Raw genomic sequence first — 26,135 nt, 5'->3', positions numbered from 1 at the left:
GCTACTTCGTCAGCCCGCGCAGACCACCCGAGATCAGGATATTCACCTCATACAGAATGCGCGGCGCGGCCAGCCCGCCGGGGCTGGCGAGGTAGTTCGGGCTCCATTCCGGGTCAAACTTCTGTTTGAAGCTGCGCAGGCCTTCGAAATGATAGAACTGCTCGCCATGCTCGTAGACGAAGCCGCCGATACGGTTCCAAAGTGAGGCCAGTTGCCGGTTCTCGATCCCGGAAAATGGTGCCGCGCCCAGCGAGAACCAGTGGAACCCCTGTTCTGCCCCCCAAGACATCATTTCGGCAAACAGCGCGTCCATGACAAAGCTGGGGCTGTCGGGTTCATAGCGCATCAGGTCCAGCGACAGCTCGGATTTGTTGCCGCCCTGGAACAGGTTCGCGAAGGCCATGATCTTGCCGGTCTCATCCCGCAGAACCGCGTGGTCAAAGTAAGACAGGTACTTTTCGTCAAAGCCCCCGAGGGCAAACCCTTTCTCCTCGCCCGCCTTCCTGGCCAGCCAATCATCCGAGATTTTGCGCAGCTCAGGCAACACCGGGGCCAGTTCCTCTTTGGGAATGATGTCGAACACATAGCCCTCGCGCTCGGCCCGGTTCTTGGCCTGCCGGAACCGTTTGCGCGGCTTGCCGTCCAGCGAGAAATCGGTCAGCGGCACCCGCGCGACCTCACCGATTTTCAGGATCGACAGGCCGAGGTCGAGAAACGTCGGCAGGTACTTGGTCGAAACGCTATAGAACGCGCACAGTTTACCTTCGCGATCCGCCATTTCGCGCAGTTGCCAGATCAACTGCTGGCCCGCCGTTTCATCCCCGACCGGCTCACCCTTGGTGATCAGCGCGTTGCCCGTGTCGGCGTAGGCCAGAAAGGCGGTTTCATCGTCCGAGATCAGGAATTGCTTGTCGCCGGTCAGCGAGATTTGGGATTCGGTGTCTTCGCATTCCATCACCAGCCGTTCGACCACTTCGGGGATTTCGGTGCGGGTCGGTGTCGGTATCTCGCGCCCAAACAGCGAGTTCACGGCTACCACGCCAAGGATCACCGCCACCACGAGGCTGGAGCGCAGGAAGCGTGATGCATCACCGTTCCATGCGAATTCCCACCACAGCGCGTTCTGGTATTCGACATGGGAATAGGCAAACAGCCCAACCCAGAAGATCACCAACAGCAGGGCCATCACGCTGACCAGCCACGGGATGTTTAGCCGGAATATCGATGCACCACTGACGCGGTAGAATGCGCCCCGGAACATCGCCAGCAGGGCGATGGTGCCCAGCAGCGAGATGGCCTCATGCGTGTCCAGACCCTTGGCCAGAGAGGCAAAGAACCCCGCCACCATCAGCAGCATCGCCACAACCCACGCACGGTAAAGCTTGCGGAACAGCGCGCGCGACACCAGCAGCAGCAGCACACCCACAGCGCTGCCCGCCAGATGCGAGGCTTCGACAAAAGACAGCGGCAACACCTCGCGCAAGACGCTCAGGTTCTGCGACCCGGCTGGCAGCGCGCCCGAGACCAGCAGGATCACCCCTGCCACCGCGGCAACCCCCGCGGCGACCATTGGCACGATGGGGCGGATGGCGCGATAGACCCACGTCGCCGCGCCGCCGATCTTGTGCCGTTGCGTCAGCACAGAGGCCCCGGCAATGGACAGGCTGGCGATGCCAAACGGGCAGAACGTATAGACGATGCGATAGAGCAGCAGCGCGGCAATCACATCCGAACGCCCCGAGGCCCCGAGGCCGGCGATCAGCGTCGCCTCGAACACCCCGATCCCGCCCGGCGCGTGGCTGAGGATACCCGCCGCAATCGCCGCGATATAGATGGTGAAGAAATACGGATAGCCGACGCCCAGATCATCCGGCATCAGCACGTAGAGCGCCATGGATGCCCCGAACAAGTCCCCAATCGCTGCGATGGTCAGCAGGCTGGCCAGCTTGCCACCGGGCAGGTTGAAGCCAAAGCCGCCATAGGCCAGACGCCGCCCCCCGCTGGACAACCACACGAACAAGGCGGCGAGACCGGCCAGAAGGCACAGGCCAATCGCCGTTTCGGTGGTCTCTCCGATCGGCAACACGTTGGATATCCCATCGGGATGCAGGGTCAGCAGGATGCCCAAAATCAGGATCAGCCCCATCCAGAACGCCACCCACGAGGTCGCGATAACCCCGGCGACGCGCCCCAGATCCAGCCCCAGCGACGCGTAGATCCGATACCGGATCGCCGTGCCGGTGATGTAGGAAAAACCAAGGCAGTTCGACACCGCATAACCGCTGGCCCCTGCCATGCCCGCAACAGGCAGCGGGACCTTCCCATCCGCAACGCTCTGAACTGCGAAAACGTCATAGAAGGACAGCGACAGAAAGCTGAACGCAGTCCAGCACAGCGCAAAGAACATCAGCTTCCACGAGGTCGCGGCGATGTCGGTCTTCACATCCGCCCATTTCACATGGGCCGACAAGTCGTGCAGCACCGTCAACGCGATCAGCGTGATCAGAACCGGTATCGCCACCCGAACCAGAGGCTTTTCCAGCAATCCGGTGACACGCTCGGCCAGCTTTTCGACACGCGACTCGTCGTTTGTCGCCTCTGAAGTCATTCTGAATTGTCCCTGCCCTGCTGCCGGTTCCGGCGTCAGATCAAAGCTTTGCACATATTTGCAAGCGATCAAAGCACCTTGCGTCGGGTCTTAGGTCCGGCCCTTGCGCGTGGACAGCAGCAAATTGGTCTCGGACCGGGTGACCCCCTCGAGCCGGCGGATGTTGAACAGGACCGTATCGAACTCGGCCAGCGTGTCGGTCCCGATCTCGACGATCAGATCCCAACTGCCATTGGTAGAATGCACCGCGCCGACCTCGGGCATGGCGGCAATGCGGGACCTGATCCGCTCGGTCCCGCGGCCCTCGATCTCGAGCATCATCAGGCCGCGCACCGGGCTTTCCGACACCCCCTGTCGGGTCACGACCGTGAACCCCACGATCTCGCCCGATTGCTTGAGTCGCTGCAGCCGGCTGCGCACGGTGGTTCTGGTAACACCCAGCAGTTCTGCCAGTTCCGATAATGAGGCGCGGGCGTCCCGATGAAGCGCATTCAGCAGGCGGCTGTCCAATTCGTCCATAGGTGATCACCAAATCGAATTTCCACAGCCCAGTTTGACCATTTTGGCCTCTTCTCTCAACCCATATCGCGTCCCTATACACACGTATGGATAAAAAATCTCTCATTCTGGCCGGAGTCCCGATGGATTCCGGTAAACGCCGTCAGGGCTGCCGCATGGGGCCCGACGGCTATCGCGTGGCCGGTCTGGCCGAGGCTCTGACCGATCTGGGACATAGCGTTACCGATGTCGGCAACATCCAGCCGGACCCCGTCGACATGGCCGAAGATTCGCACCTGTTTGCCCTGCCCGAATGCGTGGGCTGGACCAGCGCGCTCAGCCGGACGGCGCAAGAGATCGCACATCAGGGCCTGCCGATCTTCATGGGTGGCGACCACGCGCTTGCGATGGGCACTGTTTCAGGCATGGCCGCCCATGCGCAAAGCGCCGGACGCCCCCTGTTTGTCCTGTGGCTGGACGCCCACAGCGATTTCCACACCCCCGCCAGCACCGACAGCGGTAACCTGCACGGCACGCCCGTGGCTTATGTCACCGGTCGTGCGGGTTTCGAGGCATTCCCCCCCCTCGCCGCGCCGGTCCCCACGGATCGCGTCGGCATGATCGGCCTGCGCTCGGTCGACCCCGCCGAACGCGCTGCGCTAGAGAAAGACAAGGCCATGCTGGCCGACATGCGCAGCATCGACGAACATGGGATCAAGGCCCCGTTGATGGCCTTCCTCGACAAGGTGCGCGCGGCGGACGGGCTTTTGCACGTCTCGCTGGATGTCGACTTCCTGGACCCTTCGATTGCCCCGGCGGTCGGCACCACCGTCCCCGGCGGCGCGACTGAGCGTGAGGCGCATCTGGTCATGGAACTGCTGCATGAAAGCGGCCTCGTCAGCTCGCTGGACCTGGTCGAGCTGAACCCGTTCCTGGACGAACGTGGCCGAACCGCAAAACTGATGGTCGATCTGGCCGCCTCGCTGTTGGGGCGCCGTATCTTCGACCGCCCGACCCGGAGCTTCTAGATGACACAACCCTCTGACAAGGCCCTCGTGCCCTTCGTATCCGTCGACAACATGATGCGCCTGATCCACCATATCGGGGTCGAACAGATGATCACCCAGATCGCCGCACAGATCGAATCCGATTTCAAACGGTGGGAGAGTTTCGACAAAACGCCCCGCATCCCGGCCCATTCGCCCCATGGCGTCATCGAGTTGATGCCCACCTCGGATGGCGAGGCCTATGGTTTCAAATACGTCAACGGCCACCCCAAGAACACCTCCGAAGGCCTGCAGACCGTCACCGCTTTCGGTCTTCTGGCCGATGTCTATACCGGCTATCCCACCCTGCTGACCGAGATGACCATGCTGACCGCCCTGCGCACAGCGGCGACCTCGGCGCTGGTGGGTAAATATCTGGCCCCGAAATCGGCGACCGTGATGGCGATGATCGGAAACGGCGCGCAATCCGAATTCCAGTGCCTTGCGTTCAAGGCCCTGTGCGGTATCAACACCGTTCGTCTGTACGACACCGACCCCAATGCCACGGCCAAATGCGCGGCCAACCTGCAGGGTAAGGGGCTGACGGTGATCCCCTGCAAGACGCCCGAAGATGCAATAGAAGGCGCGCAGATCATCACCACCTGCACCGCGGACAAGAAATACGCCACCATCCTGACGGACAACATGGTCGGCCCCGGCGTTCACATCAACGCAATCGGCGGCGACTGCCCAGGCAAGACCGAGCTGCACCGCGACATCCTGCTGCGGTCGAACATCTTCGTGGAATACCCCGAACAAACCCGGATCGAAGGCGAGATTCAAGCACTGGACGCCGACCACCCGGTCACCGAAATCTGGCAGGTCATGACCGGTCAGGCCCAGGGCCGCACAGATGATCGCCAGATCACCCTGTTCGACAGCGTCGGCTTCGCCATCGAAGATTTCTCGGCCCTGCGCTATGTCAAGCGCGCCATCGGCGACACGGACTTCTTCGAACCCCTCGATATGCTGGCCGACCCGGACGACCCGCGCGACCTGTTCGGTATGTTGATGCGGGCCCAGTAATCGCGCGTATCGCAGCCACTGAAAAAGGGGGCTCTGCCCCCGTCCAGCCCCATTTGGGGCTGGACTCCCCTGGGATATTTATAGCCAGATGAAGCCGGGATCCACTCCGGCTTCGAGGTCGAGATACGCGTCCCTTTCTCGATCTCGTATGTGCCCCCGCCGGGTCCGTCTGGGTCCAATTCTTCATCTGGCTATAAATATCCCGGAGCGCGAGGCAGAGCCTCGCAAACACGCTCTGTGTCTTGCCGCCGTGTCTATTCTGGGCGATAGGTGAGCCCAGGGCACCGGAGGAGCGCGCATGAAAATCGCCACGTTCAACATCAACGGCATCAAGGCGCGGGTCGAAGCCTTGCCGCGCTGGCTGGACGACGCGCAGCCCGACATCGTCCTGCTGCAGGAGATCAAGTCTGTCGACGAGAACTTCCCGCGAGAATTGTTCCAAGATCGGGGATATCACGTCGAAACCCACGGCCAGAAAAGTTTCAACGGTGTGGCGATCCTGTCCAAACTGCCGCTCGAAGATGTTTCGCGCGGGCTGCCCGGGGATGGCGATGACGTGCAGGCGCGGTGGATCGAGGCCGCGGTCGTCGGAAAGCAGGCCCTGCGTATTTGCGGTCTGTATCTGCCCAACGGGAATCCTGCGCCGGGGCCCAAATATGACTACAAGCTTGCCTGGATGGAGCGCCTGTATGATCGGGCGCGTGATCTGATGGCCTCTGAAGAACCTGCGCTGATGGCTGGGGACTACAATATCATCCCGCAGGCCGAGGATGCCAAACACCCCGAGGTCTGGCGCGAAGATGCTCTGTTTCGCCCTGAAAGTCGCGCGGCATTTCGAAAAATCCTCAATCTGGGCTTTACCGAGGCCTTCCGCGCCCGCACACAGGGGCCTGGGCATTACTCATTCTGGGACTATCAGGCCGGTGCCTGGAACCGCAATGACGGCATTCGCATCGACCACTTCCTGCTGACGCCGCAAGCTGCGGACCTGCTGCTCGACTGCCGCATCGACTCGGAGATACGGGGGCATGAAAAACCCTCGGACCACGTGCCAGTGTGGGTTGATCTCGATTTGTAACGCGTCAGGCCGTCGGATCGTAACTGTAAATCCAGTCGTATTTACCAGCCAAACGCGGCCCGATTGCCATCAGCGCAGCTTGCGCCGCTAGCCGCATCGGCCCGCCAAGGTGAAAGTTCCGGGCATTGGCGGCGGCGGCGGCGACCACCTTCTCTGCCCTTGGTCGCCGGGCGGCCTCATAGGCTGCCAAGGCCGAGGTTGCGCCGGATTGGTCTTCAAAGGCCCGGCCCAGTACCCAAGCGTCTTCCAACGCCAAGCACGCGCCTTGTGCCATGAAGGGCAGCGTTGGGTGCGCGGCGTCGCCAAGCAGCGCTAGCCGCCCGTTCTGCCAGGTGCGCGCAACAGGGCGGAGAAACAGCGCCCAGAGATGAAGCGCCTGCACCTGCGCGAGAATGTCGCCGACATCCCCTCCGAAGTCGGCAAATCTTGACCTGAAATCCTGCGGATCGCCTTCGCGCATCCATCCCTCTTCGCGCCAGTCCGATCGTTCTTCGACGGCGACGATATTCATCATGCTCTGATCCCTGAGGGGGTAGGTCACAACATGGCGCCCCGGTCCCATTGTCAGAACGGCACGCGGAGCGTCCACCTGGCGGGTCCAGGGGATCGTGGCGCGCCAGGCCACCTGACGCGAGAACTTTGGATCTTCGGGGCCGTTCAGGATCGGGCGGGTAATGCTGCGCCCGCCATCTGCTGCAATGGCACATTCCGCGCTCAGCCGCTCTCCGGTATTCAGCACGATCTCGACATCCGACGGGTGTTTACGCACCGCCGTCACCCGCGCACCCAGACGGATATCGACGCCCGCTTGCAGCGCAGCGCTGTGCAGCAGATCAATCAGGTCCGCCCGGTGGAAATAATATGTCGGCCCCGCCGATGGCGCCGGCAGGTCGCTGATCCGCCGCCCCCGGCGATAGTCGCGCAGCTCGGTTCCATACGATCTCAGCCCCGCCGGAGTCTTGTCGCCGACCACATTCAGGGCGCGCAGCACGGCCATTCCGTTGGCGCTGATCTGCAAGCCTGCGCCCACTTCGGTCAGTTCTGGCGCTTGCTCCAGCAGGGTAACGTGGCCGCCCTTCTGACGCAGGACCAGCGCCGCAGCCAACCCACCGATGCCGCCGCCGATGATATGGAATTTCAGACCCTTGATATTCATGCCACCGCCATAACGCAAAAACGCCGGAGTGGAAGACCCCGGCGTTCGATGTTTCGTCAATCTCCAGCGATCAATCGTCGCGGTGAACCTTTTCGCGGCGCTCGTGGCGCTCCTGCGCCTCAAGTGTCATGGTTGCGATCGGGCGCGCATCCAGACGTTTCAACGAGATCGGATCACCGGTTTTTTCGCAGTACCCGTACTCGCCTTCCTCGATCCGGCGCAGGGCCGAGTCGATCTTGGCGACCAGCTTGCGCTGGCGGTCCCGGGTGCGCAGTTCCAGCGCACGGTCGGTTTCCTCGCTGGCGCGGTCGGCGACATCCGGTATGTTGCGGGTGTTGTCCTGCAGCCCTTCGATCGTGTCGCGGCTGCCCGCCAAAAGTTCGTTCTTCCAATCCAGCAGCTTGCGACGAAAATACTCGAGCTGGTTTTCATTCATAAAAGGCTCATCTTCGGCCGGGCGGTAATCCTCCGGCAGAAAAACTTCCTGCTTCATTTCTGCTCCCTCAGTATGGGCTGAAACGTCGGTTGCATTTGTGTCACCAGACATTCGGCACCCCCTTCTGCGGAGCGTGTATCCGACCGCGCGGGGAATGTCACTATGCAAACTTGTCCCGCCCCGACGCCGCTGCTCCGGCATGTCTAAATATGAGACCTCTAACAACAAAACCTTATTTCTTTGTGGAATTAAGCGGGCATTTTTCGGGCAAATTGCAACCAATAGCATAGTTTGGCGGAAGCGAATCACGCCTGAAAGCGCCGCACTGCAGCACCGCACGGGCGTCGCGACGCAGCGATCCGGGTTGTCAAAAATGCCGCCTCTCTGTAACCCGGGCTGCAATCGCTCCACCATCATGAGGGTCCCATGACCGCACGTTTTCAAGGCACCGCCGAATATGTCGCCACCGACGATCTGACCATTGCGGTGAACGCTGCTGTGACGCTGGAACGCCCGCTGCTGGTCAAGGGCGAACCCGGCACTGGTAAGACCGAACTGGCCAAGCAGGTGGCCGGCGCGCTGGGACTGACAATGATCGAGTGGAACGTGAAATCCACCACCCGCGCACAGCAGGGTCTGTACGAATATGATGCCGTCAGTCGCCTGCGCGACAGCCAGTTGGGGGACGAGCGGGTCCATGACGTCTCGAACTACATCCGCAAGGGCAAGCTGTGGCAGGCCTTTGACGCCGACGAAAAAGTCGTTCTGCTGATCGATGAGATCGACAAGGCCGATATCGAGTTTCCAAACGACCTGCTGCAGGAGCTCGATAAGATGGAGTTCCACGTCTACGAGACCGGTCAGACGATCCGGGCCAAGCACCGTCCCATCGTCATCATCACCTCGAACAACGAAAAGGAACTGCCCGACGCGTTCCTGCGCCGCTGTTTCTTCCACTACATCCGCTTTCCGGACGAAGCCACCATGCGCCGCATCGTCGAAGTGCACCACCCCGGCATCAAGGATGCGCTGCTGACCACCGCGCTGACCCAGTTCTATGAAATCCGCGAGACGCAGGGGCTGAAGAAAAAGCCCTCGACCTCGGAAGTGCTGGACTGGCTCAAGCTGCTTCTGGCCGAGGACCTGACGTCCGAGGACCTCAAACGCGACGGGGCCAACGCGCTGCCCAAGCTGCACGGTGCGCTGCTGAAAAACGAACAGGACGTGCATCTGTTCGAACGGCTTGCCTTTATGGCACGCAGCAAGCGCTGATCCCCTGAACATCCGGCGATCACGGCTTGCCTTCTGTGGGGCCGGATGTCAGCATTGCAGCCACAAAAGCCCGACGCTGAAACGGGCCCCGCAGAGCAGGAAACCCGAACATGCCGACCGACCTCACCATCCGCCCTTTGCGCCCCGATGACCGGGCGGCGTGGGCCGAGATGTGGCGCGACTATTTGGCATTCTATGAATCCGAAGTCGCGGACGAGGTCTATGACAGCACATTCGCGCGCCTCTTAGGCGATGATCCGCAAGACTTTTCTTGCTTTGTGGCCGAACAGGATGGCGCGCTTGTCGGGCTGACGCATTACCTATTTCACCGTCACGCGTGGAAGGTGGAACGCGTCTGCTATCTGCAAGACCTCTATGCCCGCCCTCAGGCGCGCGGTACCGGTGTGGGGCGTGCGCTGATTCAGGCTGTTTATGACGAGGCCGACAGGCAAGAGGCGCCAAACGTCTACTGGCTGACGCAGGAATCCAATCACACCGCCCGCCAGCTTTATGACCGCATCGGCAAATTAACGCCGTTTCTGAAGTATCAGCGCCCATGATGCGTCTGGGTGTAGTCCTTGTGCTGGCGGCGCTGTCCGCCTGTACCTCGGTCGACCGGATCGAGTTGCCGACGCGCATCAAGGTGATCGAAGAAGCGCTTCCGCCTTCGAAAACCTTCGGCACCGCCCGACCCAGCGCCCCTGCCCGGTCCAACAAGAACATCGCAGCAGATTTCCTATCCCTGCATTTCGCGCTGGAAAGCGGCGCGGAACTGCCCGTCTTTACCCGGTTCGAAGGGCCGGTCACTGTGCGGCTTGCCGGAACGCCTCCGCCATCGATGCAGACCGATCTGACGCGCCTTCTGACCCGGCTGCAGCGCGAGGCGCGGATCGACATTCGTCAGATTTCCGAGGGTCAGGCGAATATCACCATCGAAGCGGTAAGCCAGAAACAAATCCGCCGCATCCTGCCGCAAGCCGCCTGTTTCGTCGTCCCCAATGCCTCGAGCCTTGAGGAATACCGCCGCGACCGTCGCAAAAGCAAAAGCAACTGGACCGAGCTGCGCAGCCGCGAGCGGATCGGGATTTTTATCCCCTATGACGCCAGCCCGCAGGAAGTCCGCGATTGTCTGCACGAGGAACTGGCACAGGCGCTGGGGCCGTTGAATGACCTCTATCGCCTGCCGGATTCGGTGTTCAACGACGACAATTTCCACACCGTCCTGACCGGGTTCGACATGCTGATCCTGCGCACCGCCTACGCGCCGGAGTTGCAGAGCGGCATGACCCAGGAACAGGTCGCGGTGGTCCTGCCGGGCGTGTTGACACGCCTGAACCCGCGCGGCGACCGGATCGCGCCGCAACCGGTGTCCGAGACGCCGCGCGCGTGGATCAACGCGGTGCAGCGGGCCTTGGGATCGGGCTCGGGTTCTGCCAAGCGGGTTCGGGCCGCGCAAGAGGCCGCGCAGATCGGCAAGCAGCAAGGTTGGACCGATCACCGCCGCGCCTACCCGCATTATCTGCTGGGCCGGATGGGTCAGTTCGATGACCCCCAAGCGGCACAGCAGCAATATGCGCTGGCGCAAAAGTACCTTGACGCCACACCGGGAACCGAGGTGCAGCGCGCCCATATCACCGCCCAGACCGCCGCTTTTGCGCTGGCGCAGGGTCAGGGCCCCGACGCGCTGCCCGAATTGAACGACGCCATCAAGGTCATGACCCAGGCCGAGAACGCCGCCCTTCTGGCCACGCTCCTGTTGCTGAAATCCGAAGCGCTGCGGCAAGCGGGACAGACCGAACAGGCACGCACCGTCAGGCTGGACAGCATCGGATGGGCGCGCTACGGCTTCGGCTCGGATTTGGTGGTGCGTTCGGTGTCAGAGGGTCTTGCACAGGCAGCCGCCACGAACACAGGTGGATAACGGCAGATGGTAGTGGTTCTGGGCATGGCGATTCTGGGCGCGTTTCTGGGCGTTCGGACGGCGCGCAAACGCAATGGCAGCGGCGCAGACCTGGCTCAATACGCCGCCGGATATGGCATCGCCTTTGCCCTGCTGGGCCTGATCATCTCGCTGGTTCTGGTCCGCATGGTCTGATCGCATGTTCCTGCCCTTCTTCGACAACCTCCGCAAAACTGGCATTCCCGTATCGTTGCGCGAATACCTGACCTTTCTGGAGGGTATGAAAAAGGGTCTGGCGACCTACGATGTCGAGGCGTTTTACTACCTGGCCCGCGTCTCGATGGTGAAGGACGAACGCAATATCGACAAGTTCGACCGCGCCTTTGCCGCCAGCTTCGAGGGCCTGAACGAGATCAGCTTTGATCAAGTGCTTGAAGCGGTAGATATTCCCGCCGAATGGCTTGAGAAGATGGCCGAAAAGCACCTCAGCGCAGAAGAAAAGGCCGAAATCGAGGCTCTGGGGGGCTTTGACAAGCTGATGGAGACGCTGCGCGAACGCCTCAAGGATCAGCAAGGCCGCCATCAGGGCGGTAACAAATGGATCGGCACCGCCGGGACCAGCCCGTTCGGGGCCTATGGTTATAACCCGGAAGGCGTGCGCATTGGCCAGAAGGAAAGCCGCCACCAGCGCGCCGTCAAGGTCTGGGACAAGCGCGAGTTTCGCAATCTGGACGACACGGTGGAACTGGGCACACGTAACATCAAGGTCGCCCTGAAACGCCTGCGCCGCTGGGCCCGCGAAGGTGCTGCCGAGGAACTGGATCTGGACGGCACCATCCGCGCCACCGCCGAGCATGGCTATCTGGACGTCAAAACCCGCCCCGAGCGTCACAACGCGGTCAAGGTGCTGCTGTTTCTGGACGTGGGCGGTTCAATGGACCCGCATATCAAGGTTGTGGAAGAACTGTTCTCGGCGGCACGAAGCGAGTTCAAGCATCTGGAATACTACTACTTCCACAATTGCCTCTATGAAGGTGTCTGGCGCGACAACCACCGTCGCTGGGACCAGCAAACGCCGACCCACGAGGTGCTGCGCACCTACGGCCCGGACTACAAGTGCATCTTCGTTGGTGACGCTTCTATGAGCCCCTACGAGATCGCCTATCCCGGAGGCGCCAATGAGCACTGGAACCAAGAGGCCGGTCAGGTCTGGTTGCAGAGGGCGCGGGATCAGTGGGCCTCGACTGTGTGGATCAATCCGGTGCCCGAGAAGTATTGGGAATATACCCATTCGGTCGGCATGATCCGCGAGATTTTCGAGGACCGCATGGTGCCGATGACTCTGGCCGGGCTGGAACAGGGGATGCGAGAACTGACGCGGTAGCGCCGCCCAGACCAATTGCCGATGAATACAGGAAACCAACTTATGACCGAAGACGATCTGGGGTTTATATTCAAACAAGTGTCGGGCGGGGATGTCCTGATCACCCATCGTGGCAAGCGCGCGGCGACCTTGCGCAAGGACAAGGCGCGATGGTTTCTTGAGGATATGGACGGTCTGGATTTTGCATCCCAGCAGCAGGAAATGGCGCGGCTGACGGGGAATTATCGCCGCGGCAACGAACGGATGGCCAAAAACCATCCCCGCAATCGGTGAGCGGACGGTTCTTGCCCCGGCGCGCTTCTGCCCTCATATCTGTGTCATGATCAGATTCACGCCGATCCTTCTGGCCGTTCTCTATGGCTTGGCGATGTACCGGATTTCCATCTGGCGCACGCATCGGGAACTGGACGCGAAATCGACCGAGTTGGCGGACCCGGCGCTGAAACGCATGACCGATCGGCTGGCGGCAGCGTTGGAAATCGACCGGGTACCTGTTTACATCTACGAGATCGACCCAGTGAACGGGTTGGCAGCGCCGGATGGGCGGATATTCATCACGCGCGGGTTCTATCGCAAGTTCGCCAACGGCGAGGTCTCGGCCGAGGAGATGGCCAGCGTTATTGCGCATGAGTTGGGGCATGTGGCCTTGGGTCATGCGCGGCGGCGGATGATTGATTTCTCGGGTCAGAATGCGATGCGGGCGGCGCTGATGATGCTGCTAAACCGGTTCATCCCTTTCATTGGCGCATGGATTGCCAATGCGCTGACCGCCCTGCTGGCATCGCGCCTGTCGCGGGGGGACGAGTATGAGGCGGATGAATATGCCGCCGCGTTGCTGACCAAGGCCGGGATTGGGATTGGGCCTCAGAAATCGCTGTTCCATAAGCTTGAAGAATTGACAGAGCAGCGCGCCGGGGTGGTTCCGGCGTGGTTGATGAGCCATCCGAAGACGGATGAGCGGATTGCCGCGCTGGAGGTGTTGGAGCAGCGTTGGGGGGCGGACGGATAGGTTTGGGTGCGAGGGGCGCTGCCCCTCGCGCTCCCCGGGATATTTTTGGCCAGATGAAGGGTGGATCCGCGTCAGGTGGTGAGGGCTTTGCCCAATCTGGGCAGGCGGGCCTTTTTCATCAGGGGGCGGAGGGTCCATTGATCGCCGGAGAGGTGGTTGGCCTGGGTGAGGGTTTTGGCGGCGACCTGCGCCATGCCTTCGGGGTCGGTCAGCCAGAAGCTGTGCAGCAGGCCGTCGGGATCGCGGCGGTCGATGCCTTCTTCGGCAAGGATGTTTTTCGGGAAATCCTTGGCGTTGACGGTGACGATCAGGTCTGACGATGAGGCGACTGCGGTGGCTAGGACGTGGATATCCGCTTTGTCGGGCAGCCAGAGGCGTTGTTCCATGCCCGGTGCGGCGGGGTGTTCGGCCTTGGGCCAGTTGGCTTGGGTCAGGGCGATTTCGGCGCGGGCCTGCGCCTCACCCGTGGGGCCGAGTTTGCGGGCGGCACGGGCCCATTCTTCGAGGATGCGGGCGGACCAGACCGGGGTGAAATGGCCCAGCTTTGCCGCGCCCAGCAGCATCTCTCGCATCACCGTGGGGTAGATGACGCAGGTATCGAGGACCGCTTTCACAGGCGATAGAATACGGCTTTGAGATAGCCGCTTTCGGCCAGTTGCGGCAGTTGCGGGTGGTCCGGCCCGGCAAAACCCGTCTGGATCAGTTGCGCCTGCCGCCCTGCCCGGCCAATCCCCCGCGAGGAGGCGTCGCGGAAGCGGGCCAGATCGGCGGCGTGGGAACAGGAGCAGAGGCCAAGGTAGCCGCCCGATTTCACCAGCGGTGCGGCCAAGCGCGCGATGCGTTCGTAGGCGCGCAGGCCTGCGTCCAGCGCTTGTTTCGAGGGCGCAAAAGCGGGTGGGTCGCAGATCACCACGTCGAATGTGGCCCCTTCTTCGCCCAGTTGCGTCAGAACGTCGAATGCGTCGCCTTGGCGGGTCTGGAACCGGTCGGCAACGCCCGCGGCCTCGGCCCCGTGTTCGGCCAGCGCCAGTGCGGCGGCGGAACCATCGACCGCCAGTGCCTGCGCGGCACCACCGGCCAGCATGGCCAGGCCGAAGCCGCCGACATGGCTGAACACGTCCAGCACCCGCGCTTCGGGATGCACCAGACGGGCGGCAAAGGCGTGATTGGGGCATTGATCGTAGAACAGGCCCGTTTTCTGGCCGCCGGTCAGGTCGGCCATATAAGTTGCACCGTTCATGGGCACGGGCAGCGGTGCCTCGGGCGTCGTTCCGCGCAGGGTCTGGTTAAGGTCGTCGAGACCCTCTAGCCCTCGGGTGCGACCGGAGGCGTTTTTCAGAACCGTGGTCACGCCGGTCACTTTGACCAGAGCATCGGTCAGGGCGTCCAGATGCGCCTCGGCCCACGCAGCGTTGGGTTGGATGACGCAGGCATCTGCAAAGCGGTCGATGATCACGCCGGGAAAGCCATCAGCTTCGGCATGGATCAGGCGGTAATAGGGCGCGTCAAACAGGCGCTCGCGCATCTCCAGCGCACGACGCAGGCGGGTTTCGAACCAGTCGGCATTCAGGTCCGCGTCAATGTCCCGGTCCAACACCCGGCACATGATTTTCGATGCGGGGTTCACCGCGACCAGAGCAATGGGCTGGCGTTTGTCATCTTCCAGCACCGCCAACGCTCCGGCTGCGATCTTGCGGGTGCGGCGGTCGGTGACGATGTCATTGGCGTAGACCCATGGGAAACCATGGCGCAGCCCGCGCGCGTTGGCTTTGGGTTTCAGGCGGATGCGGGGGCGGTCGGATGAGGCGGTCATGGCGCTCTCATAGCTTTGAACCGGTTGGGGTGAAAGCCCTGTTAACGGTTCCGGTTGCGCCAGCCGCCGCGGCGCTTGGGGGCCTGCGCCGATTGCAGCCCTTCGGCCAAAACCTGCGTCATCGGGTGATCACCCGCTTGCGCCGCGTATTGCGCGTGTAGTTCGGTCAGCGCCTGTTTCTGATCCCTGTCCTCGGGCAGGCTGAGCGCCCAGTCGAGGAAGATGCTGCGGCATTCGGACATGGTGATGCCGTCGATGCGATAGGCCTCGCGGATCAGGCCCTTGTGGTCGTTCGGATCATCGCTGCGCGCCATTTGCCTCTCCTTCAACCACAGCGCCGATCAAGGCGGCGGCGGTGTCGTAGCTATCCTGCAACGCGGCCTGTAGCGTGTCGACCTGATCGAACCCGGTGGCCCGGCAGAGGAAGGCCGCGCCGCCCTCACCGATCTTGTCCGCCTCGATCGCTTTGCCCGAAAGCAGCCGCGCCGCGCATTGTACGGACCAGCATAGGTCGTAACAGTCCTTGAGCGTCTGCGCCTGCGCGACCTCCAGAAGTCCGGCAGCGACCGCGCCGTCCAGACCCGCGCGCACATCGCGTTGTGCGGAGCCCGACAACAGCGCTCCGCTCTGGGCCAGCAATTCGATATCCATCATCCGTCCGGGGCCGTTCTTGGCATCCCAAACCCCCGCCGGAGCCTTGGCGGCAGCCAGACGGGTGCGCATCTCGGCGACCTCGGTCAGAACCTTGCTGCGGTCGCGGGGGCGCGAGAGGAATTCGGCACGAAAGCCTTCGATATCCTCGGTCAGCCCGGCATCCCCGGCGATCACGCGCGCGCGGGTCAGGGCGAGGTGTTCCCACACCCATGCCTCGTTCTGCTGGTAATTGGTAAAACTGCCCCAACTGGTGGCCACGGGTCCCTGATTGCCTGAGGGGCGCAGGCGCATATCGACTTCGTAGAGCCGCCCCTGCGACATCGGGGCCGTCAGCGCGGTGATCAGGGCTTGCGTGAACCGGGCATAATAAGTGCGCGTGGCCAGAGGGCGCGGGCCGTCGGACATTTCCTGATCCTGCGGGTCGTAGATGACGATCATGTCCAGATCGGACTGCGAATTGATCCGCCCGGCCCCAAGCGAGCCCATGCCCAGAACCGCCGCCCCGCGCCCCGGTGCAGGCCCGTGCTTTCTGGCAAACTGGGTTTCGACGCAGGGCAGAACCGAGGCGATGACAGCCCCCGCAAGTTCCGCATATTGCTGCCCGGCCTGCGCCCCGTCGATGAGGCCGCGCAGGTGGTGGACACCGATGCGGAAGTGCCATTCCTTGCACCAGCGCCGGGCCAGATCCAGCTGGGTTTCATAGTCGTCTTCTGCTGACAGGGCTTGCTGCAAATCGGATTTCAGCGCCGCCTGCCCCGGCCAGTCGTCAAAGAAACTGCCGCCGATGACCGCATCAAACACCGCCGCGTTGCGCGATAGATGGGTGGCCAGCGCGTGCGAGGTACCGACGATGTCGACCAGCAGGTCGATCAGTTGCGGGTTCGCCTCGAACAGCGAAAATAGCTGCACCCCGGCGGGAAGGCCCGCCAGAAATCCATCCAGCGCTAACAGAGCCTCATCGGGCTTTGCGGTCTTGGCCAGACGCGACAGAAGCTCGGGCCGCAGGCGTTCGAATATCCGCGCGCCGCGTTGCGACCGCAGCGCCGGGTATGTCGTCCACCGGGCCAGCACACCCTTGTCGAATTCAACCTCTGGCGTGGTTGCAGGGCGCGGGCTGGCGCCGGGGGCAAAGAACCCCTCGGTCAGGTCATGCACCTCGGTCAGGCGGCGGGTCAGATCGGCGGTCAGATCCGCGCTGCTGAGGCCCATCAGGCAGGCGACGCGTTCTATGCCGTCCTCGGACTGCGGTAGCTTGTGAGTCTGGGCGTCGTGCACCATCTGGATGCGATGCTCGACCTCGCGATGGGCGCGGTAATGGTCGGTGAGCTTTGCGGCCACATCCTCGGGCACCCAGCCCTTTGAGGCCAGCGCCGCCAAACCCGGAACCGTGCCACGCACGCGCAGATCGGGATCGCGCCCCCCGGCAATCAACTGGCGGGTCTGGGTGAAGAACTCGATCTCGCGAATGCCGCCCTGCCCCAGCTTCATGTCGTGGCCGGGGATCGACAGGCTGCCGCCCGTTCCCTTGTTCTCGCGTATGCGCAGGCGCATGTCGTGGGCGTCCTGAATGGCGGCGAAATCCAGATGCCGCCGCCAGACAAAGGGGCGCAGGGCGTCCAGAAACCGCTCTCCGGCGGCGATGTCCCCGGCGCAGGGACGCGCCTTGATATAGGCCGCGCGCTCCCACGTCCGACCAAGGCTTTCATAATAGCGCTCAGCCGCCTCCATCGCCATGCACACGGGCGTCACCGCCGGATCGGGGCGCAGGCGAAGGTCGGTGCGAAAGACATAGCCATCCGCGGTTTTGTCGCTGAGCGTGGCGCAGAAATTCCGCGTCGCCCGGACCATGCCATGGCGCGCATCGTAGAAGTCACCCGGTTCAAACCGGGTCTCGTCGAACAGCACGATCAGGTCGATATCCGAGCTATAGTTCAGCTCATGCGCGCCCATCTTGCCCATCGCCAGAATGACCATCCCGGCGGCGGTTTCGACATCATCCTCTGTCATGCCCGGCAGTTTGCCGCGTCGGATCAAGGCGGCGATTTCCGCCTTGGCCGCCACATCCGCAGCCAACGCGCCGAAATCGGTCAGCGCTCCGGTCACCTTTTCCAACGGCCAAGCCCCTGCCAGATCGGCCAGCGCGGTCAGTAGTGCCAGCCGCCGCTTAGCCTGTCGCAGCCCCGGCTTCAACTGATCCGGCGGCAGCGCCCGTGCGGCCGCCATGACTTCCGCCAAAGCCTGATCCGGATCTTGCAACGCTTCGGTCAACCAAGCCTTTTCCTGGTCAATCAGCCCTTTGAGATAGGGGCTGGACCCCGCTGTGCCTGCAATCAACTCTCCCTGCTCGGTGCTCAGGTCCGGCAACAATGCGCGGGTTTCGGCCCCAAGGGCCGCGTCAAACGCGCGGGGAATTCGGTGAATGGCAAGGCTCATGGGCGATCCAACGGGGTATCCTGACTGAAACTGTTGATCCAGACATCATGCCTCCGCTCCCACAGGGATGAGATCAGCATCGCCTCGGGCTTGGGTGCATCCGGGCGGGTATAGTCTGCGCGGTATGTCAGCAACACGATGTCCGAGGTCAGCACCCGCAGCTTTGCCTCGGACAGATCATACGTGGCCATCGTCGGTGCATCGGCGAACTGCCCCACGTGATCATCGCGGTTGGCAAAGCCCGTCGGGTAGACGCCCAGAAAATCCGGGCTCAGCAACGCGCGGTCGGCCTGCGCATTACCCTCGACCAGCGCAGTCCAGACCTGCTTTTCCAGCGAAAGGATCTGATCAAGCGTCGGAGCGGGTTTGTTTTCAATATCTTGCATGAGCAGAAATTGCGCCCGATCCGTCACGGCGTCAACCGGCGAATCCTCTATGTAAATCTTTTTCACATCACCCCTTGCATTGATCGGATGATCGCCCCATCTAGGGTATGTGAAGAGCATTTACATCCTGAGTGGAGAGACCAAATGACCGCACTGTCCGAACACGCCGTTCCTGAAAACCCGGGCTGGCTGCACCGCGCAGAGGCCTGGCTTGACAGCAAGGGCAAAGGGGCCTGGATCGCCGCAATGGTCCTTGGCTTTATCTTCTTCTGGCCCATCGGCCTGGCCTTTCTGGCCTATATGATCTGGAGCAAACGCATGTTCAGCAAATCCTGCAGCCGCCGTTCGTCTTGGAACAGCCACATGAGCGCGATGAAACCTTCCGGCAACAGCGCCTTCGACGCCTACAAGGCCGACACTCTGGCGCGGCTGGAGCGTGAGCAGAAGGACTTTGAGGCCTTCCTGCACCGCCTGCGTGAAGCCAAGGACAAGGCCGAGTTCGACGAGTTCATGGACGAACGCGCCCGCGACAATCGCGATGACACAGACACCGGCGAACAACCCGCCTGATCCAGCCTTGCCCTGCCCCGATCTTCGGGACAGGGTGCCTTTGACCAATAACCGGACCAAGACATGACCCACCTGCCCGATCCCGACAGACAGCCGGAATTCTATCAATCCGTCGCCACCAAGCGTTTCTTTGCGTGGCTGTTTGATATCGCTTTCATCTCGTTGCTGTGTACCGTTGCGATCCTGCTGACCTTTGGCATGGGCTTTTTCATCCTCGCCCTGATCTATGCGGTCATCAGCTTCATCTATCGGGTCGTGACCATCGCCAATGGCTCTGCCACGCTGGGTATGCGGTTCATGGGGATCGAGTTGCGTGATGCGTTCGGGGCGCGCATGGATACCGGCAAAGCCATCGCGCATACGGCGGGCTATTTCGTCAGCATGGCGATCCCGGTGCTGCAGATCATCTCGGTCATCATGATGATGACCAGCGCGCGCTGTCAGGGTTTGACCGATGCCTTCCTTGGCACCGTCATGATCAACCAGCGGGCCTGAAAAACTCCTGACTGAAACACTTGGCGGCATAAGGAACCGTTGCTATCATCCGTTCCGAGGAAATGCGGAACCTTCATGCGACACACGCTGCCAATCGCGCCACAATTCTATGTGACGGCCCCACAGCCCTGCCCTTATCTTGAGGGCAGGATGGAGCGTAAGTTGTTCACCGCCCTTCAGGGGGAAGGCGCGGACCAGTTAAACAATTGCTTGTCCCAACAGGGCTTTAGACGCTCGCAGAACGTGCTCTATCGCCCGTCCTGCACCGATTGCTCGGCCTGTTTGTCGGCACGGATCGACGTTTCGGCCTTCCGCCCGAGCAAGAGCCAGAAACGTGCAGCAAAGCGCAACGGTTATTTGAAACGCCGCGCCACATCGCCTTGGGCTACGGACGAGCAGTTCGACCTGTTCCGCCGCTATCTGGATGCCCGTCACGCCGATGGCGGGATGGCCGATATGGACGTGTTCGAATTCGCCGCGATGATCGAAGAAACTCCGATCCGCAGTCGTGTTGTCGAATATGCCGACCCGGTGACGGACGAACTGATCGCGGTCAGCCTGACGGACGTTCTGGATGACGGGCTGAGCATGGTTTATTCGTTCTACGAGCCGCAGTTTCAGCAGAAATCGCTGGGCACCTACATGATCCTCGACCATATCGAGATCGCGCGCGAGGCCGGTCTGCCCTATATCTATCTGGGCTATTGGGTGCCGGGCAGCCCCAAGATGGGGTACAAGGCCAAGTTCTCGGGGCTGCAGGCCTATATTCAGGGCCAATGGCGGCTGGTCGAGGACCCGGATCAGCATGAACAAGCCTCGCACCATCCCCTGTCCTCGGCCCCGATTGCCGAGCAGGTTGCGAATATCCAACTGCCCGACCGACACCCGACCAAGGGCTGATCCGCGATGCGGCAGAGCCTTCATGCGGTGACGCTGGTCGTACCGGACTATGACGCGGCGATTGCGTTTTACACCGGGGTTCTGAACTTCACCCTGACGCAGGATATCGAGCTGGGCGATGGCAAACGCTGGGTCCGCGTCACGCCGCCGGGATCGTCCGGCGCATCGCTGCTGCTGGCCAAGGCGGTGGGCGCGGAACAGGTGGCCTCGGTCGGGAACCAGACCGGCGGGCGCGTTGGGTTCTTTCTGGAAACCGATGATTTCTACCGCGACCATGCCGCAATACTTAAGGCTGGCGTCGGGTTCGAGGAAGCCCCGCGCCGCGAACCTTATGGAATCGTCGCCGTCTGGCGCGATCCTTTCGGGAACCGCTGGGATTTGATCGAGTTTTCAGCACCTTCCTTGATCGAATAAAGCCATATAGATCAAGGCATTACCAAAACCCCCAATCAAACCGCCCATTGATGCGGCAATTTTGACCACCTTGCATAATTTTTAGGCGGTTGAAAACTGACGTTACGTCACCAGATTAGTCGAACTTCTTGATACTCAATCCAGTTCTGAGGCCTGCGGTCATCTAACGATTTGCAGGGGCTGGCATTTCTTGTTGCTGCGACGGGCTTCCCACCATCGCAGAGGTACTGAAGGAGGGGGAAAATGGTTAACGCCACACGCCGACTGGTCTCGGCCACTTTGACGACCCAGATCCTGATCGCGCTGGCCCTCGGGTCGGTGTTTGGGCTGGTTCTGAACTATCTCGATATCGCCGCCCTGAACGCCACGCTTGTCGATGGCGCGCTGTCAATGCTTGGGCAGATGTTCCTGAACGCGCTGCAGATGCTGGTGGTGCCACTTGTTGTCTTCTCGCTGCTCTGCGGAGTGGTCGGGATCGGAGACGTCAAGCTGCTGGGCCGCGTCGGCGGCATGACCTTCGTCACCTATCTGGCCACCACCGCGCTGGCCGTGACCACCGCGCTTGTGTTCGCCAGCCTGATCGGCCCCGGCAAAGGGTTCGAAAGCATGTATCTGGTCGGAGACGGGGTGAGTGTCGCCAACCCGCAGACCACGTGGGAGATTCTGGCGAACATCATCCCCAAGAACCCGATCAACGCGCTGGCCAATGGTGAGATGCTGCAGATCATTTTCTATGTGATGGTCGTGGGTATCGCCGTTCTGATGATGGGCAGCCGTGCCAAGGCGTTTGTCGAAGGTTGCGAGTTCATGAACGAACTGGCGATGAAGATCGTCAAGATCGTCATGGCCTTCGCCCCCATCGGTGTCTTCAGCTTGATCGCCAAGACCTTCGCGATGGAAGGTTTCGGCCTCTTCGGCCCCGTGATCGGCTATCTGACCACGATCAGCCTGACGCTGGTGTTCCACCTCTGTGTCACCCTGATGGCGCTGCTGTATTTCACCACCGGCCTCAACCCGCGTGTGTTCCTGCGCAAGATGCGTTCGGCTCAGGTGTTTGCGTTCTCGACCTCCAGCTCGAACGCGACGATCCCGGCCAGCCTGCAATGCGTGACGCAGCGCATCGGTGTTGATCGTTCGGTCGCCTCGTTCGGGGTTCCTCTGGGCGCGACGATCAACATGGATGGCACCGCGATCATGCATGGCGTGGCCACCGTGTTCCTCGCCAACGCCTATGGCATGGATCTGGGGCTGAGCGGCTATCTGACTGTCATCTCGATCTCGGTTCTGGCCTCGATCGGCACCGCTGGGGTTCCGGGTGTGGGCATCGTGATGCTGGCGATGGTTCTGAACCAGTTGGGAATGCCGCTGGAAGGCATCGGGATCATCCTCGCCGTCGACCGTATCCTCGACATGATGCGGACCGTGGTGAACATCACCGGTGACGCCGTCGTGACCACCATCGTCGGAAACAAGGTCGGCAAGCTGGACCGGGCCGTGTTCGACAACCCCGAGGCGGGCGTGTTCGACACCACCGACCTGGAGATCGACCACGATGTCGAACAGGAGTTTGCCAAGCTGACACATCCTCAGCCGCAGACCTGACATGAAAAAAAGGAGGCCCCGCCGGGGCCTCCTTTACATCAATCAGTTCGGGATCAGATCGGGCACGATGGTCACGATCGTCGGGAAGAACCAAAGTATCCCGATCCCGACCACCTGGATCAGCACGAACGGGACAATACCGCGATAGATATGGCCGGTGGTGACCTCTTTCGGTGCAACCCCCCTTAGATAGAACAGCGCAAACCCAAAGGGTGGCGTCAGAAACGAGGTCTGCAGGTTCACCGCCACCATGATGGTCACCCATTTCGGGTCGAACGACCCGCCATAGATCACCGGACCCACGATGGGGATCACGATGTAGATGATCTCGAGGAAATCCAGAACAAAGCCCAGGAAGAACAGCACCAGCATCACGATCAGGAAGACCGTGAACTCGTTGTCGAAGCTCTTGAGGAACTGCTGGATGTAATGCTCACCGCCGAACGAGATCACCACAAGGTTCAGCAATTGCGAGCCGATCAGGATGGTGAATACCATCGAGGTCACCTTGGCCGTTTCACGCACCACGGGCGTCAGGACACCGCTGGCGAACAAGACCCAGCAGCCGAACAGCAGGCCGAACAGCGCATACAGGTAGGCCGAATAGGCGATGATGAAGGCGATCCAGCTTTCGACCGAGACATTGCCCTGATTGATGCGCAGGTCGAAGTTCACACCCATCAGAAGCGCGATGATCACGGCGAAGGTCGACCAGATGATCACCTTGCCCGACCGCCCCTGATCCTGAAGCTTGCGATAGGCCGCGAGCATGATGGCACCACCTGCCCCCAGCGCCGCCGCGGGCGTTGGGTTGGTCACACCGCCAAGGATCGAGCCCAGCACCGCGATGATCAGAACCAGCGGCGGGAAGACCACGCGGATCAGATCATTGGTGGCGCAGCGTGCGGCGGCTTCTCTGCAGCCATACATGGCCAACGCAAAGGGCAAGGCCAACAGCAGGAACGTGGCCCCGGATGAGGTCGTGGGTGCAATCAGCAGCACATCGGCCAAGAGCATCAGGATCAGACCAATGGCCCCCAAGATCAGCGGCTGAGGCGCACGCGAGGGCGCAATGCCCCGACCCAACACCAGCGTCAGGCCCAACAGAACAACCATTACGGCCACGCCGTTGCCAATTGGCGCAGCCGAGGCGATCTTGGCCTCTTGCGCAGCGGCCAGTTCTTCTTCGCTCAGGCGCTCGGAAGATGCAGCGCCACCGGCCGCATCGATCTCTTCCTGCTCGGCCACCGCCTGATCCCATGCGGATTGGCCATGCAGTTCGATCATCGAAGCCTTGCACTCTTCGGACACGTTGGTGCGAAGCGACGCCCCTTGCCCGATATCCGAAAACGCTGAGACCGAGATGTTCTGGCTTCCGATCACACCCGCGCTGCCCAGCAGCAACGCGCCTACGATCAGAGCAACCGGAGCGCCCAGCAGCCATGTCAGGCCTTCGGACCGTGTGATGGTCTCGCCCGAACCGCCCGACAGTTCCACGGCGGGTGCCTTATCCGGATTAAGCAGCGCATAGCCAAAGGCATAAAGCGCGTAGAGCAGCGCCAGCATAATCCCCGGCAGCAGTGCCGCCTGGAACAATGTCCCCACCGAAACCACAGCGGGTTCACCCAGATATGTCAGCGCGTCGGTACACCCGGCCTCAACCGCGCGGGTTTCCTGTGCGGTGGAATAAAGGTCTCCGGCCAGTGTCCCCAGCAGAACGATCACGATAGAGGGCGGAATGATCTGCCCCAACGTCCCCGAAGCCGCGATCACACCCGTCGCCAATTCCGGCGAATAGTTGTTGCGCAGCATGGTCGGCAGCGCCAGCAGGCCCATGGTCACCACGGTCGCGCCGACGATCCCCGTCGAGGCCGCAAGGAAAGCACCCACAACCACAATCGACACAGCCAAACCGCCGGGCAGCGGGCCAAAGACGCGCGCCATCGTGGTCAGCAGGTCGTTTGCGATCTTCGAGCGTTCCAGCGTGATGCCCATCAGGACGAACATCAGCACCGCCAGCAGGGTTTCGATGGATTGTCCGGCCAGAACTCGTTCGTTCATGCGGTTCACAATGAAGGACACGTTCCGATCCAGCGCGGTTTCCCAGCCCTGCACAAAGACCGGTTCGGCGATCCTTGGTAAATCCGGGTATCGGAACACGGATATCACATCAGGTTTGACCCCTGAATTCACCACGTCTCGGTAAGCCTGCGAACTGGTGTCGATCGCTTGGTGGATCAACAGCCCGGCGCTGTCTAGCGCGGCGATGATGCCAAAGGAAATCACCCCGGCCCCGCCGATGGCGAAGGCCACAGGGAAACCCGACAGGATGCCTCCGAAGAGGCAGAAAAATACGATAATGAGGCCTATCTCGACGCCATCAAGTCCGAATAGCATTGTCTGGTTCTCCGTCCTTAATGCGTGCCTTCGTAGGCTTCTTCACCCTCACCAAGGCTGTCCTTGTCGAGGTATTTTCCGGTGCTTCCCACCCCTTCCACGAATTCCAGATACGAGCGGTACAGGAAGGCAATTGCGTGCAGGAACACCATGGCGGCAAAGGCCACCAGCAGAATCTTGAACAGGAAGTAGGCGTTAAAGCCGTTGGGGCTGAACCCGATGGTTTCCACATTCCAGCGCAGGGCGCGGGACTTGGCCAGCAGACGATCCAGCGTATCACTGGCCGAGGGTTTCGGCACGATCAGGTGCCGCCACATAAAGTACCAGCCATACATCCAGGTCAGCACGGCCATCGGCATCATGAACAGAACTGCTCCGCACATATCGACGACACGTTTGGCACGGTGGCTGATGCCCGCATAGATCAGGTCAACCCGCACATGGCCGCCCTGCACGAAGGTGTAGGTGCAGCAGAGGCAGACGACCATCGCATTATAGAGTTTAAGTTCTTCCGCGAACCAACTGATATCCATCTGAAAAGGGATACCCAAACCAAAGGACATATCAGGCCGCGTGAACACCCGTTGCATGAACACGATGATGATCTGCTGGATCACCATCAGCAGACCCGCCCATGCGAAAAACCGACCCGTCGTGTTGGCGAACCCTTCGAGGACACGCACAATCCCCCACATGAAGCCACGCCAGTAAAGCCCGATGGCGGTCAGAACCAGAAATAGCGTGAAGATCACGAAGAAGAACTCGACCGACCCGCCATAGTAGACAAAGCGCATGATCGCCTCTTTGTCCGACCAGTTCAGCCAGAGCTGCGGATGCGTGATCGCGTATCCGAAATTATAGAAGGCTTCGGCAATGTTCTGAATGAACCAGATCAGCCCATTCCACAGGGCGCCGAAGAACGAGATACCGTTATCGTCCTGCATGTTGTCCCCAGGTCGCGTCGGTTGCACGTTTGGTTAGGGCGGCATGTCCGAGCCGCCTATGTGCAACGGGAAAGGCTCCCCCGTTAGACGGGGGAACCGATTGCTGTGAACGGG

The 26,135-nt window shown here is 61.4% G+C and carries 26 protein-coding genes; 15 read left to right on the top strand and 11 right to left on the bottom strand.

Annotated elements, in window-relative coordinates; translation table 11 throughout:
- Position 1 precedes the first annotated feature (1 nt).
- Positions 2–2,608 (bottom strand): bifunctional lysylphosphatidylglycerol flippase/synthetase MprF, encoded by a 2,607-nt coding sequence (gene mprF / locus ACR1XV_RS03210; RefSeq protein WP_480528856.1) that lies wholly within the window; start codon positions 2,606–2,608, stop codon positions 2–4.
- Positions 2,609–2,698: 90 nt separating this feature from the next.
- Positions 2,699–3,127 carry an Lrp/AsnC family transcriptional regulator gene (locus tag ACR1XV_RS03205; RefSeq protein WP_480528855.1) on the bottom strand — a complete coding sequence of 143 codons (429 nt, stop codon included), beginning with the start codon at positions 3,125–3,127 and terminating at the stop codon, positions 2,699–2,701.
- An 86-nt stretch (positions 3,128–3,213) separates the two neighbouring features.
- Here ACR1XV_RS03205 and rocF point away from each other — a divergent pair, with 86 nt between their 5' ends.
- The 3 genes from rocF (at position 3,214) to xth (ending at position 6,256) form a co-directional block, all read left to right on the top strand.
- Entirely contained in the window at positions 3,214–4,134 is a 921-nt protein-coding gene (rocF, locus tag ACR1XV_RS03200) for an arginase (protein ID WP_480528854.1), read from the top strand.
- Positions 4,135–5,178 carry an ornithine cyclodeaminase gene (locus tag ACR1XV_RS03195; RefSeq protein WP_480528853.1) on the top strand — a complete coding sequence of 348 codons (1,044 nt, stop codon included), beginning with the start codon at positions 4,135–4,137 and terminating at the stop codon, positions 5,176–5,178.
- Positions 5,179–5,476: 298 nt separating this feature from the next.
- Complete coding sequence (gene xth, locus ACR1XV_RS03190; RefSeq protein ID WP_480528852.1) at positions 5,477–6,256, top strand: exodeoxyribonuclease III; 780 nt, start codon at positions 5,477–5,479, stop codon at positions 6,254–6,256.
- Between the two features lie 4 nt (positions 6,257–6,260).
- Here xth and ACR1XV_RS03185 read toward each other — a convergent pair whose 3' ends face one another.
- Together ACR1XV_RS03185 and dksA are read right to left on the bottom strand one after the other, a co-directional pair.
- Entirely contained in the window at positions 6,261–7,412 is a 1,152-nt protein-coding gene (locus ACR1XV_RS03185; protein WP_480528851.1) for an FAD-dependent monooxygenase, read from the bottom strand.
- Between the two features lie 70 nt (positions 7,413–7,482).
- The gene (dksA, locus tag ACR1XV_RS03180) at positions 7,483–7,905 is read right to left on the bottom strand and encodes an RNA polymerase-binding protein DksA (RefSeq protein WP_480528850.1); all 423 of its coding nucleotides are present in this window, start codon (positions 7,903–7,905) and stop codon (positions 7,483–7,485) included.
- A gap of 369 nt (positions 7,906–8,274) precedes the next feature.
- Here dksA and ACR1XV_RS03175 point away from each other — a divergent pair, with 369 nt between their 5' ends.
- The 7 genes from ACR1XV_RS03175 (at position 8,275) to ACR1XV_RS03145 (ending at position 13,413) form a co-directional block, all read left to right on the top strand.
- Positions 8,275–9,120: an AAA family ATPase gene (locus ACR1XV_RS03175; protein WP_480528849.1), complete on the top strand. Its 846-nt coding sequence runs from the start codon at positions 8,275–8,277 to the stop codon at positions 9,118–9,120.
- Between the two features lie 110 nt (positions 9,121–9,230).
- Positions 9,231–9,680, top strand: a complete 450-nt coding sequence (locus ACR1XV_RS03170) for an N-acetyltransferase family protein (protein WP_480528848.1) — start codon at positions 9,231–9,233, stop codon at positions 9,678–9,680.
- The gene (locus ACR1XV_RS03165) at positions 9,677–11,041 is read left to right on the top strand and encodes a DUF2927 domain-containing protein (RefSeq protein WP_480528847.1); all 1,365 of its coding nucleotides are present in this window, start codon (positions 9,677–9,679) and stop codon (positions 11,039–11,041) included. Before ACR1XV_RS03170 ends, ACR1XV_RS03165 begins: the two co-directional genes overlap by 4 nt.
- Before the next feature lie 6 nt (positions 11,042–11,047).
- A complete protein-coding gene (locus ACR1XV_RS03160; protein WP_480528846.1) occupies positions 11,048–11,215 on the top strand; it encodes a hypothetical protein in 168 nt (55 codons plus the stop codon).
- Positions 11,216–11,219: 4 nt separating this feature from the next.
- Positions 11,220–12,404, top strand: a complete 1,185-nt coding sequence (locus ACR1XV_RS03155; protein ID WP_480528845.1) for a vWA domain-containing protein — start codon at positions 11,220–11,222, stop codon at positions 12,402–12,404.
- Between the two features lie 42 nt (positions 12,405–12,446).
- The gene (locus tag ACR1XV_RS03150; RefSeq protein WP_480528844.1) at positions 12,447–12,677 is read left to right on the top strand and encodes a hypothetical protein; all 231 of its coding nucleotides are present in this window, start codon (positions 12,447–12,449) and stop codon (positions 12,675–12,677) included.
- A gap of 46 nt (positions 12,678–12,723) precedes the next feature.
- Complete coding sequence (locus tag ACR1XV_RS03145; RefSeq protein WP_480528843.1) at positions 12,724–13,413, top strand: M48 family metallopeptidase; 690 nt, start codon at positions 12,724–12,726, stop codon at positions 13,411–13,413.
- Positions 13,414–13,484: 71 nt separating this feature from the next.
- On the opposite strand, the gene ACR1XV_RS03140 is transcribed toward ACR1XV_RS03145, so the two are convergent.
- From ACR1XV_RS03140 to ACR1XV_RS03120, 5 genes are read right to left on the bottom strand one after another with little or no spacing between them, the layout of a single operon-like run.
- On the bottom strand, positions 13,485–14,027 hold the full coding sequence (locus ACR1XV_RS03140; RefSeq protein ID WP_480528842.1) for an RSP_2648 family PIN domain-containing protein: 543 nt from the start codon (positions 14,025–14,027) through the stop codon (positions 13,485–13,487).
- Complete coding sequence (locus ACR1XV_RS03135) at positions 14,024–15,226, bottom strand: RSP_2647 family RNA methyltransferase (RefSeq protein WP_480528840.1); 1,203 nt, start codon at positions 15,224–15,226, stop codon at positions 14,024–14,026. The genes ACR1XV_RS03140 and ACR1XV_RS03135 overlap by 4 nt, the downstream gene beginning before the upstream one ends.
- 41 nt (positions 15,227–15,267) lie before the next feature.
- A complete protein-coding gene (locus tag ACR1XV_RS03130; protein WP_480528839.1) occupies positions 15,268–15,540 on the bottom strand; it encodes a hypothetical protein in 273 nt (90 codons plus the stop codon).
- On the bottom strand, positions 15,524–18,313 hold the full coding sequence (locus ACR1XV_RS03125) for a [protein-PII] uridylyltransferase family protein (RefSeq protein ID WP_480528838.1): 2,790 nt from the start codon (positions 18,311–18,313) through the stop codon (positions 15,524–15,526). The genes ACR1XV_RS03130 and ACR1XV_RS03125 overlap by 17 nt, the downstream gene beginning before the upstream one ends.
- Positions 18,310–18,699, bottom strand: a complete 390-nt coding sequence (locus ACR1XV_RS03120; protein WP_480528836.1) for a DUF4440 domain-containing protein — start codon at positions 18,697–18,699, stop codon at positions 18,310–18,312. The genes ACR1XV_RS03125 and ACR1XV_RS03120 overlap by 4 nt, the downstream gene beginning before the upstream one ends.
- A 144-nt stretch (positions 18,700–18,843) precedes the next feature.
- Here ACR1XV_RS03120 and ACR1XV_RS03115 point away from each other — a divergent pair, with 144 nt between their 5' ends.
- The 5 genes from ACR1XV_RS03115 (at position 18,844) to ACR1XV_RS03095 (ending at position 22,680) form a co-directional block, all read left to right on the top strand.
- A complete protein-coding gene (locus ACR1XV_RS03115) occupies positions 18,844–19,269 on the top strand; it encodes a DUF2852 domain-containing protein (protein WP_480528835.1) in 426 nt (141 codons plus the stop codon).
- A 63-nt stretch (positions 19,270–19,332) separates the two neighbouring features.
- Positions 19,333–19,764: an RDD family protein gene (locus ACR1XV_RS03110; protein WP_480528834.1), complete on the top strand. Its 432-nt coding sequence runs from the start codon at positions 19,333–19,335 to the stop codon at positions 19,762–19,764.
- 75 nt (positions 19,765–19,839) lie between these two features.
- Positions 19,840–20,664, top strand: coding sequence for an arginyltransferase (locus ACR1XV_RS03105; protein ID WP_480528833.1), 825 nt, complete (start codon positions 19,840–19,842; stop codon positions 20,662–20,664).
- A 6-nt stretch (positions 20,665–20,670) separates the two neighbouring features.
- Positions 20,671–21,078 carry a VOC family protein gene (locus ACR1XV_RS03100; protein ID WP_480528832.1) on the top strand — a complete coding sequence of 136 codons (408 nt, stop codon included), beginning with the start codon at positions 20,671–20,673 and terminating at the stop codon, positions 21,076–21,078.
- Between the two features lie 243 nt (positions 21,079–21,321).
- Complete coding sequence (locus ACR1XV_RS03095; RefSeq protein ID WP_480528831.1) at positions 21,322–22,680, top strand: dicarboxylate/amino acid:cation symporter; 1,359 nt, start codon at positions 21,322–21,324, stop codon at positions 22,678–22,680.
- 42 nt (positions 22,681–22,722) lie between these two features.
- On the opposite strand, the gene ACR1XV_RS03090 is transcribed toward ACR1XV_RS03095, so the two are convergent.
- Both ACR1XV_RS03090 and ACR1XV_RS03085 read right to left on the bottom strand, forming a co-directional pair.
- Positions 22,723–25,077, bottom strand: coding sequence for a TRAP transporter large permease (locus tag ACR1XV_RS03090; RefSeq protein ID WP_480528830.1), 2,355 nt, complete (start codon positions 25,075–25,077; stop codon positions 22,723–22,725).
- A gap of 17 nt (positions 25,078–25,094) precedes the next feature.
- Positions 25,095–26,021 (bottom strand): TRAP transporter small permease subunit, encoded by a 927-nt coding sequence (locus tag ACR1XV_RS03085; RefSeq protein ID WP_480528829.1) that lies wholly within the window; start codon positions 26,019–26,021, stop codon positions 25,095–25,097.
- Positions 26,022–26,135 lie beyond the last annotated feature (114 nt).

It is taken from the genome of Ruegeria sp. AD2(2025) (assembly GCF_056542385.1).
The sequence above is the reverse complement of the archived record's forward strand: the minus strand, read 5'-3'. Positions and strand labels throughout refer to the sequence as shown.